The organism is Brucella sp. 22210 (assembly GCF_052045675.1).
In the GTDB taxonomy this organism is placed as follows: domain Bacteria; phylum Pseudomonadota; class Alphaproteobacteria; order Rhizobiales; family Rhizobiaceae; genus Brucella.
This window is the reverse complement of the sequence record NZ_JBQEPD010000064.1, coordinates 1-9,946: the sequence shown is the minus strand read 5'-3', so window position 1 is coordinate 9,946 and position 9,946 is coordinate 1. Positions and strand designations below refer to the sequence as shown.

Here is a 9,946-nt window from a genome sequence, read left to right as displayed (position 1 = left end):
CACATTGCCGCCGACGCGTTCGAGCCGCTTCACGGTTTAAGAATCGCCGGCCTGTATCGCCGTGCCAGACATACTGATGCTCGACCGGAGGGGGAAAATGTAGGCGCGGTCGGTTAGTTTGGCGGCCTCGGGGATCAAGGGCTGGTTACGTCATAGCGCTGTCTGATCTTGTCTTCGGGTACCGGGTGACCACTATGATCCACCCAATGAGCGACGCACATGACGGACACGTTCGGGCTGTGCACGTTGACGTGGTAAAGCACGACCTCATATCCGGCAGCTTTCGCCTCCCGCACCAGGTCCACCTTGGACGGGTGGGAGAACGTGGATTTCCGTGACCAGGCTCTTGCACTCGGCCATTAGCTCGCGGCGTCGGTTCTCCGCCAGTTTCTGACCGCGGGCGGACTCAGCCGCCGTGCGGGCGAGCCACGAAGCAGACCGGCACGTTGAGAAGCTCATCGCCAGTCTGCTTTTCTTTGCCATGCGAAAACGTCAAACGTCGGCAGACATCAATCAGCCGTCGGTTTATTGAGAAGCGAATTCTTAAGGAAGCCGGCGACCAACTGGACAACCGCGCCTGCCACGCCGCCGCCACCCAGATGCTGGGCAAGTGTTGCAATATCGAGACCTGATTGGGCTGCAGTATTTGTTGCATCTCCAACCATTGTACCTGCACCCAGAAGAAAACCTAACAACTGGTTGCAGCCGACACCGCCGACCGCACCAACAAGCATATTAACGAACCCGCCCATATTTGATCCAGGAAGGACTTTTCCGCCAGCAGCGCCCCCAAAAAGGCCACCGATTAACTGCGCCAATAAATTTTCCATGATAATCCTCTTAAAATAAATCACTGTCTCATTGAGAACGCGTTTGACCTATTGAATCAAAACATGTCGCTATAATTGTTGTTTAATATGTATATTTTCTCATCAAATCCGGATCGGAAAAGATGCGCGCCAGAACAAGGAATTGGAGCGCCGATCTCCAGTCAGATCAAAACGCGCTCTAAAAGCGCGCCAGTGATACTGGCACGCTCCGATGGCAGAGAACTATTCAAAGTGCGAACGATAGTGGTGATGTTTTCCATGCCACGCTTTTGTGTGGCCAACGCGCTCATACGAACGCGTTGCATAACGCATCTGCACGCTCTTTGCGCCACGCACCGTGCGCTCTGGCAAATATTCAACCTTGTTAATATATTGATTGCGGCTCACCACATGTGGGCGCTCATGAATACGCGTCACAACATGGGTCCGCACGATTGGCTGTACGCTGTTGACCCGAACAATATTATTAACATGACGAACATAATGCGTCCGGTTGACATCACGGTAACGGGTCACATTGTTCACTTCACGGACCGTCTTATATCGATAAACGGTGCTCGAGGTCGGACGTAAGGACGCACGGGAAACAAGCACCTTGCTGCTCCGATATCGCCTGGTCGGCAGCAGATTGGTCTCGGATGAATAGCGGTTTTCGCGCAAGACAACGGTCCGGTTATGAACACGGGTTACCGTATTGACCCGGGTCACTGGCTGAATGCGGGTAACATTCACGATCCGGTTGGTATGGACGACTGTCTTTGGGCGTTCAATATCCTTGTATCGCGTTACATTGCGTAACTGGCGAACAGTGTGCCCTTCACGATAGGTGGTTGAGACCCTCGTAGAAGACACATGGCGCTTGTGGTTCCATTGATCCGCAAGTGCATTCGTGGACAGCGCAGTCAGTGACATGCCAGCAATTGTCGCGGCTATAAGAAAAACTTTGTAGGCCTTCATCATAATCCCATCTCCTAATATTTTTTCAGAATTCCATCTAACAACTCGCCCATATGCAATATGTAATCGAATATAATCGCCCCAGACCACAAGTCATAAACAGTGCATTAGAGCGCGCATATTGTTCTAACATCGTTAAATAACCTCATCAAGATATTATTATTTTCATGAAACATGAAACTACAAATATTATTAACCGAAATATGATAATAATATTATATTCTTATCAAGCGATATTATAGTGCATTTCGAAAAACATGAGAAATCTCGGCGGGGACGTCAGTCCGCGGACTAATTCCACTCTTTCCCCAATCGAAAAGACGTACGTTAAAACAAGCCTTTGGAATGTTGATCTCATTCAATCAGTTCAAAACGCGCTTTAAACCAGAGGAGGCCTCGATATACCAATGCCCATTGACTGGAACCGATGTGCGCGCAGTCCGATTGAAATGATTTCCCCTGGATCGGCGATCAGCTTGCCTCCCTGCCTTGCCGCAATGATCGACGATGTCTTCGCAGGTCTGGAGTTTGACAGCCAGTGTCCGCATGAACTGCCCTCGTACCGGTGCCTAATAACGCTGACACATTTGTGACTGCCGCCGGGTTGATTTCATGGCTCACCATTCAAAACCGGAGGTTTGAATGGAACGAGCAGTAACGTTGCGATCTGACTTTTGCGGCGATGATCTTCACAGGCTTGCAAAACAGCATAAGGGTACGGGCCTATACGCCTCGCCTTCGGGACCTGTCGCCGATTTATGACGGCGAAAACCGCAGCGCGGCGGCCCGTTTCGGCGGTGTCGGCGTGCAGATTGTCCGGAACCGGGTATTGCGATGCCCCCGACGGGGATGGCCTGGTCAATGGCAAAACCCCAGACCGCAAACCACTGCTCAACGATGAGCAACGCGCTGCTCTGGCTGTTCCGGTTGATAATGGCCCGCAGTTCGAAGTGGATGGAACCGTACGCTGACGTCTATGCGATTTGATACGCTGGATTGAGATCGAATTTGGCATCAGGGTGAGCCGTCAGACGGTTGCGCGTGAACTGCGCATGATGGGCTACCGCAAATTGACTGCCCGCCCCGGGTATCATGCGCAGGGTAGCGTAGCCGTCGCCATTTTTAAAAAGACGTCCCTGCCGCATTGGGAGAAATCCGTGAATGTCAGGCCCGAGGCAAAGAAATAGAAAATCCGGTTCAGGACGAAGCCCGTATTGGACAGATGACAAAATCACCCGGCGATGGGCGAACCGGGGAACGGGCCATTGGCACCAACAGGACAAGAGAACGCGATCGGTCCATATATTCGGCGCGATCTGCCCCAAATATGGCAAAGGAGCGGCACTTGTGATGCCGTGGTGCGATACTCATGCCATGACCGGGCATCTGGCGGAAATATCGCGGCAGGTCGCGCGCAGCGCCCACACCGGTCTCATCCTCGATCAGACGTGATGGCATCTGACGGACAAACTCGTCGTTCCCGACAATATCACTGTGCTGCCGCTATCGTCCAAAGCGCCCGAACGCAATCCGATGGAGAACATCCGGCAGTTCCTGCGTAACAACCGGCCGTCAACCAGACCTTCCAAAACCACGACGACATCGTCGATCATTGCCATCGACTGCGCGATTGGGCGCATCGGTTCCAATCAATGCGCCCTGGTATAAATACTTTTTCTTCGTTATCCGTCAGTTGGCTTATGCTCTGCGCTCAAGTCCCTTCTTGCGTTGCGCAAGCCATGTCTGGCACAGCCACAGCCGATTGCATCAGCCCACACCATCTGATAGCGCTTGCATGATGCCAGGCATCATCGTGAATCGAAATTGTTCGACTTGATTTTAGACATTGTAATTAAGTGTATTTTTAGCCATTCTTTTGTCCAATTAAGCGCCTATGCGTATATATGATTATATTCCAAAATAAGAATGGAATTGTGTTTAGAAAAATCAGATTTCTATAGAAAGAGATTTATACAATCCGGCCTGAAATTATATTAGAAATATATTATACATAATGTTTTTTGCTATCCATCCATCTTTAGGGTGCGTCCTGAAAAATGTAAAAAATGGTTAGAGCGCTGATCTCATTCCATCAGATCGAAACGCGCGCCCCAGGTAACGGTTATCTCCGTAGGTATATCTATCAGCCAGGAACTCTTTATGAATACTCGTTCGAATGTCAGCAACATTGATAGCCTACATCCGCAGGTGGAAATTATAACGCCAGCTTTCCGCAACCTGTTTATTTTGGAGAACGTAAATATCGACGAAAAGGTCAGCGACCTGTTCGAAATGGAAATTTTCGCCGTCGCACAACAAGACATCTCCCCACGCGACATTATAGGCGCTGACCTCAAGCTGCGACTGATTGTATCGCGCAATAATGATTTGTTCCGGACTTATACCGGCGTCATCACCGAATTTCAAAAGCTGGACAAATTGTGGGACGGAAAAAAACTATGGGCTGGAGAATGCAAGTACAAGCTAATCGTTCGTCCCGCTCTTTGGCTTTTATCCCAACGCAAGGATCACCGGATCTGGCAACACCAAAACGCCGTTGACGTGCTTGAAACATTGCTCCGTGAACATCGCCTGAATGCTCCCGATACAGCCGGCGTTATAAGAAAGCAACTTCCTCAGCTCGAGTACAGCGTTCAATATGGCGAAACCGACTACCAATATGCTCTTCGCAAAATGGAAGAGGCGGGCTTGTTCTGGTGGTTTGTACATGGAGAAAATGAAACCAAGCTCCACGTTGCCAATCACCAGTTTGGATGGCTGAAAAACCCATCCCATTCATCAGCCATTGACGTCCAGACAAAAAACATAACCTCATGGTGCCATAAATTCAATTATATCCCCAGTTCCACCTCAACGGGTGACTGGAACTTCGAGACGCCCAAAAATATGGTACATGCGCTCACAACTGCGCATACAACCTGGCAAAACAATAATAAGCACGAATTGTTTGAGTATCCTTCCCGGGCATTGACCGAAAAGGACGCAGAACTGGCCAGCAAGTTACGTATGCAGGCAATCGAGGCCGATTGCGAGTGGGTGGAAGCATCCTCCGAATTGCCGACTTTACAGGTTGGCCAGTGCTTTCAGCCTAACTATGAAGACAATATTGAATATGTTGTGACAAGCATCATCCACGAAATTGTTCTCCCGGGTTTTCCTCAAAGCGGAGAGCGGCGAGGAACCTATAAAAACAAATTTCGAGCTATCCCGGCACGCGTACCATTGACGCCGCATCTCAAAACCCCGCGACCACTCATTCACGGCACTTCTCCAGCCATTGTTGCAGGTCCCCCGGGCGAAGAAATCTACACGGACAATTTTGGCAGAGTGAAGCTATACTTCCCCTGGGATCGTCGCGCGCGCAAAGACGGATCCGATACTTTATGGGTTCGCGTAAACCAGGCCGGTAGCGGAGCTTCGTCCGGGACACAGGATGTTCCACGCGTGGGGACTGAAGTGACTGTCTCCTTTTCCAATGGCGATCCTGATCGGCCAGTGGTGATGGCTGTCGTCAATAATCCTGACAATATGCCCCACTATGATCTGCCCCGCAACAAGACACTGATGGCTTTGAGATCGAAGTCAACAGGAAGCAAAGGGGGCAATGAGATAACTTTTGAAAATAAAGGCGGTGCTGAAAACCTCTTCATTCACGCCCAAGGCAATCGCACCGAGATGGTCCGGCAATCGGTAACCAGCCGGGTAGACGAACATGTGCTCAATTCGGTCGGCGGAAACAAAGTGGAACAGGTAGCCGTTAATCAAAGAACAGAAATCGGTGGCGCTTCGATTACTGTTGTCGGCGATATCGGAGCGGTCATTGTCAAGCTCATAACAGAATCACTCCAGTTAACCACCAAAACCGCCGCCCTGTTGAAAAAAAGTGCCGACAAAAGCAGCGAAAAGAAAACAGAGGTAATCGAGTTTTCCGGGATCATCGGCATGCATCTGTTCGGCATTCTCGCCAATGCAGCAGAAGCTTTGCGTGTCGCTGTCACCAACGGCCCAAACCCCCAGACCGATGCCGGCCTGTCATTCGCAGCCCAAAGCAAAGTATTGTCCACTGTAAAGGACCTCCTCGACCCTTGCAAGGGAATGGCCGCACTCCTGGTCGCTGGCAGCAAATCGGAATGTGTGGGCGTCAGTTCCGCCCAGCAAGTCGGCGTCAGTAAAGTCACAACCGTGGGAAAAAGCTGCCTCGAAGACGTCGGGAAATACAAGGAAACCACTGTCGGCGAACAATATGTGCTCAAATGTGGCGCGTCCAGCATAACGTTGAACAAGGATGGGACTATCGAAATCAAAGGGACTTCAGTGAAAATTACCAATTCCTGATGCCAGGCGCTCAACGGCTAAATCTTGCAATATGGCCTCCGGCACATCGCCAGACCTGAAGCGCGTTTCAATCTGATTGAATCAGATCGGCGCTCTGATTTTTTGTTTTTTCCCTGAAACCGTTGATGTTGCAGCCATTCGCAAACGCCTGAAGCTTTCACAGACCGAGTTTGCAAAACGGTATGGCCTGCCTGCTGGCACAATCAAGTATTGGGAGCAGCACCGCCGCGAGCCGGATCGTGCCGCAATGCTGTTGTTAAAGGTGATCGAGCAAGCCCCCGACATGGTAGCGCAAGCGATCCGTGCATGAAGGGGCGACCCCATAGGCGCTAACTTAAGGCACTGTGATTATTCTTGCGGCATTTGGCTGGCTTTTTCGCTGCCTAGCCGGTCTCGATGTGCCACCAGAATTTCTCGTCCATATCTCGCCGCTTGGATGGGCTCACATCTTGCTTACTGGCGAATATCGAAGCGGTAGTTTCTCTGCGCCTTGTAGCGCGTCAAAAAATGTATGGTCCCCCTTGTTCGTGCAAGGGACTTGACGGTTCTGGCGGTTCCAGTCTGCATAAATATATCCGGCCTCTCGCGATCGGTTGTTATTGCAACCAGGCCATGATGAGATCCGCGCGCACCGTTCTCCAAGTACCGGTTCGGGCGCCAGACCCGATTTTTTGCCCGGAGCTTACGGCTGCGCTAATCAACAGTCCCGTCATCACTATCCGCGCCTCCCGGTCTGTCGCTGGAGCAGGTTTTTGCCCGATCCTGACGATTGTAGATTGCACCCAGCTGGACAAAATCACCCATACGACGCGGGCAAAAAAATCAGCCCAATGGACTGATTTCTCTGCAAAGTCGTTTCAAACTTTCGCGCATATGCTCTAATCAAGCCTGTAAGCAATCACAGAATCTCCCGGTGTCGTGCCAAGCGAACCATGCCCCCCGGCTGCAATAACCACATATTGCTTCCCATCTTTGCCACGATAAGTCATCGGAGTTGCCTGGCCGCCTGCGGGCAGTTTGTGCGACCATAAGGTTTGTCCCGTCTGCATGTCATATCCCCGGATGACATCATCGAGAGCAGCGCCCGTAAAGGCAACACCACCTGCAGTGGTCAAAGTGCCGCCATGGGCGAGCATACCCATTTCGAAGGAGATTGGGAACCGGATACCCGCAATTTTCTGTCCCGCGACAGTGCCATTGCGGTATTTCCATGCCGTCAATCCATCTGCGAGATTGACGCCGACACGCACACCCCAGGGTGGTGTGTTGCAAGGAACACCCAGTGGCGAACGCATGTGCGTAATCGAGACAGCATAAGGGCCACCAAGATTCTCATTGCCGGGCCTGGTTTCTCCGCCTGTCGCGTTTGGAGTGAACATGTATTTGTCCAGCTGTGCCTGCGGACGTTTATATAGACGATAGAGATAAGGCAGATACTGAGGCGTTGCTATCATCCAGCGATTGACCGGATCAACGGCAACCGATCCCCAGTTGAAAACGCCGATATTGCCCGGCCAGATCAGCGAAACGCTTCCGGTTTGTGGGGGAGTGAACGGATTGCCGTCATAACGTGCTTGTCGATACATGATGCGGCACGCAATTTGATCGAAAGGCGTCGTACCCCACATATCAGTCTCGGCCAGAGGCTTTGGCGCAAACGACAAAGAAGACATCGGCTGTGTCGGTGACAGATTTTCATTCGGTATATCTGTCTTCGTCGAGACCTGCTGAGTGGTGACCGGTATGATCGGATCGCCCGTGCGACGATCAAGAACCCAGATATTGCCAATCTTTGTCGGAACGAGGATTGCCGGAACATCCTGATCTTTATAAGGCAAATGCATCAGCACCGGCTGAGAAGGATTGTCGCGGTCCCAAAGGTCATGATAAGTGGTCTGAAACTTCCAGATCAGTCGCCCCGTATCGAGATCGAGCGCGGCCAAAGTGTCAACCATCTTCTGGTCTTCCGACGAGCGCGAGATGCCAACCTGGTCAGGTGATTTGTTACCGAAAGGCACATAAACAAGACCGAGGTTCTCATCGGCGGAAAACTGCGTCCAGGCAACGGTAGAATTTGGTTCGTAAAACTCGCCCGCAGTCAGTGGAGCGGTTTCGTCGGGCTTGCCTGCATCGAATTTCCACACGATGGCGCCAGTGCGTACGTCATAAGCGCGAATAACACCCGACGGGTTGTGCTCATAATAATTATCGGCGATTGCGCTGCCTAGAACAATGAGATTTTTTGTAACCAAAGGCGCTGATGTTTGCTGGTAAACAGCGCGCTCCAGATTTGGCATCTGCGCCTTGAGATCGACATAACCATTGTCCCCAAAACTCGTGCACAATTCGCCATTATCGGCATTCAAGACATAAAGACGCGCATCGACAGATGACGCAATAATGCGGCGTGGGCATTGGGCAATCGCGGTTTTAATAACATCGACCTTGGCCCGGTCGATCTCTTCAGGCACCACATAGCTGGAGGAATCATTGTAAGAAACGCCACGACACGTCTGATGCTGATATTGGTTGTCGCGCTGTGATCCGGGATCGAAAGACCATACCAGCTTGCCAGTTTCCGGCTCCAGCGCCTGAACGATATTGTGCGGCGTACACAAATATACAAGACCATTTACTTTGATTGGCGTTGCCTCAAACGTATATTCCTTTGAATCAACACCGTCGCCTTCACGCAGATCGCCTGTATGGTGCTCCCATGCAACAGTGAGCCTGCCAATATTGCTCGTATCAATGTCTTTGAGGGAAGAATACCTTTGTCCAAGATTAGTGCCCCCGTAAGCGACCCAGTCATTTGCCGGATACGCCACGCCCCCTGGATCAAGCGCAACATCATTCGCATCTGTGGCGCGCCATAATTTTCCCTGTTTTTCAACAGGATCGATAAACCAGGCAGCAAGGGCCAGAACCGCGACAGCGCTGATAACCAAACGTAATACGAAAGGCCCATTCAAAAGGCCTGGCGACCAAGGTTTGGCTGGCTTGTCTTCAAGACCACCCACAATGAATGGCAGCGACAGAAAAAGTCCGAGGAACGTAAGGAGGGCGCCGCGTGGAATCCACTGCCATTTGTCCAAACCGACTTCGTAAAGTGTCCAGACAAACGTTGCAATGATCGTCAGCGCATAAAATAACAATCCACTTTGGCGACGGCGAAAGAGTTGAAACCCTGAGATCATAAGTCCAAGCGCCATGATCACATAGAAATAGCTGCCACCGATAATTGCAAGCTGCACAGCATAATAAAGAATGATAGCGCCTGACAATGCGGCGACCACACCGCCAATACGAGTTAGCATCGTGCACTCCAATGAGAGCGCATCCCGAACAGCGTGAAACGCCTCCGCAGGGAAATCAGTCCACTGAACTGATTTCTGATCCTGCTTCGATCGGAAAAGATGCGCGTTAAAACAAGGAACCGGAGCGCTGATCTGATTCATTTAAATCGAAAAGCGCTTGATCCCGATGGACGAAAAATCAGGTTAAACGGCGATCGCATTACAAAGCCCAACCCTTTGAGCAACGCTGTCAAAAAAACCGTTGGAGCGTTACAACAATTCAGCTTTCACTCCTTGCTCCGGGAGTTTCTCTCAAAAAGCGGCATCTGTGTACGGAAATGATGATTTTCGAGAGAGGCCCTCAGCATCATGCAATGGAGCAGAAAAGGAGGAGGCAGGAGTTGCGGTCTGCCTCCTCCCCGTTTCCGATACCGGGATGAGGTGCCGGCATCGAAAGCGTTTTTAACATGACCACATTTTGAACCGGGCATTCCTTCTTCTTGCCGA

General features: G+C 51.1%; 5 protein-coding genes and 1 pseudogene. 3 read left to right on the top strand and 3 right to left on the bottom strand.

Translation table 11 applies throughout. The features are described from left to right. Positions 1–509 precede the first annotated feature (509 nt). Complete coding sequence (locus ACTJKP_RS25390; protein ID WP_440632656.1) at positions 510–830, bottom strand: hypothetical protein; 321 nt, start codon at positions 828–830, stop codon at positions 510–512. A 222-nt stretch (positions 831–1,052) separates the two neighbouring features. After that, positions 1,053–1,790 carry a hypothetical protein gene (locus ACTJKP_RS25385; protein WP_440632655.1) on the bottom strand — a complete coding sequence of 246 codons (738 nt, stop codon included), beginning with the start codon at positions 1,788–1,790 and terminating at the stop codon, positions 1,053–1,055. Between the two features lie 639 nt (positions 1,791–2,429). On the opposite strand from ACTJKP_RS25385, the pseudogene ACTJKP_RS25380 reads away from it, so the two are divergent. From ACTJKP_RS25380 to ACTJKP_RS25370, 3 genes and pseudogenes are all read left to right on the top strand, one after another. Further along, positions 2,430–3,433: pseudogene (locus ACTJKP_RS25380) on the top strand (IS630 family transposase); the annotation flags it as partial. 514 nt (positions 3,434–3,947) lie between these two features. Beyond that, positions 3,948–6,143 (top strand): type VI secretion system Vgr family protein, encoded by a 2,196-nt coding sequence (locus ACTJKP_RS25375; protein WP_440632654.1) that lies wholly within the window; start codon positions 3,948–3,950, stop codon positions 6,141–6,143. Positions 6,144–6,219: 76 nt separating this feature from the next. Next, positions 6,220–6,453 (top strand): helix-turn-helix domain-containing protein, encoded by a 234-nt coding sequence (locus ACTJKP_RS25370; RefSeq protein ID WP_440632653.1) that lies wholly within the window; start codon positions 6,220–6,222, stop codon positions 6,451–6,453. Positions 6,454–7,021: 568 nt separating this feature from the next. On the opposite strand, the gene ACTJKP_RS25365 is transcribed toward ACTJKP_RS25370, so the two are convergent. Then, the gene (locus ACTJKP_RS25365; protein ID WP_440632652.1) at positions 7,022–9,601 is read right to left on the bottom strand and encodes a membrane-bound PQQ-dependent dehydrogenase, glucose/quinate/shikimate family; all 2,580 of its coding nucleotides are present in this window, start codon (positions 9,599–9,601) and stop codon (positions 7,022–7,024) included. Positions 9,602–9,946 lie beyond the last annotated feature (345 nt).

Bases quoted from the DNA above. Each gene is read 5' to 3' on its own strand.
- ACTJKP_RS25390 (WP_440632656.1), bottom strand. From the start codon at position 830: ATGGAAAATTTATTGGCGCAGTTAATCGGTGGCCTTTTTGGGGGCGCT.
- ACTJKP_RS25385 (WP_440632655.1), bottom strand. From the start codon at position 1,790: ATGATGAAGGCCTACAAAGTTTTTCTTATAGCCGCGACAATTGCTGGC.
- ACTJKP_RS25375 (WP_440632654.1), top strand. From the start codon at position 3,948: ATGAATACTCGTTCGAATGTCAGCAACATTGATAGCCTACATCCGCAG.
- ACTJKP_RS25365 (WP_440632652.1), bottom strand. From the start codon at position 9,601: ATGAATCAGATCAGCGCTCCGGTTCCTTGTTTTAACGCGCATCTTTTC.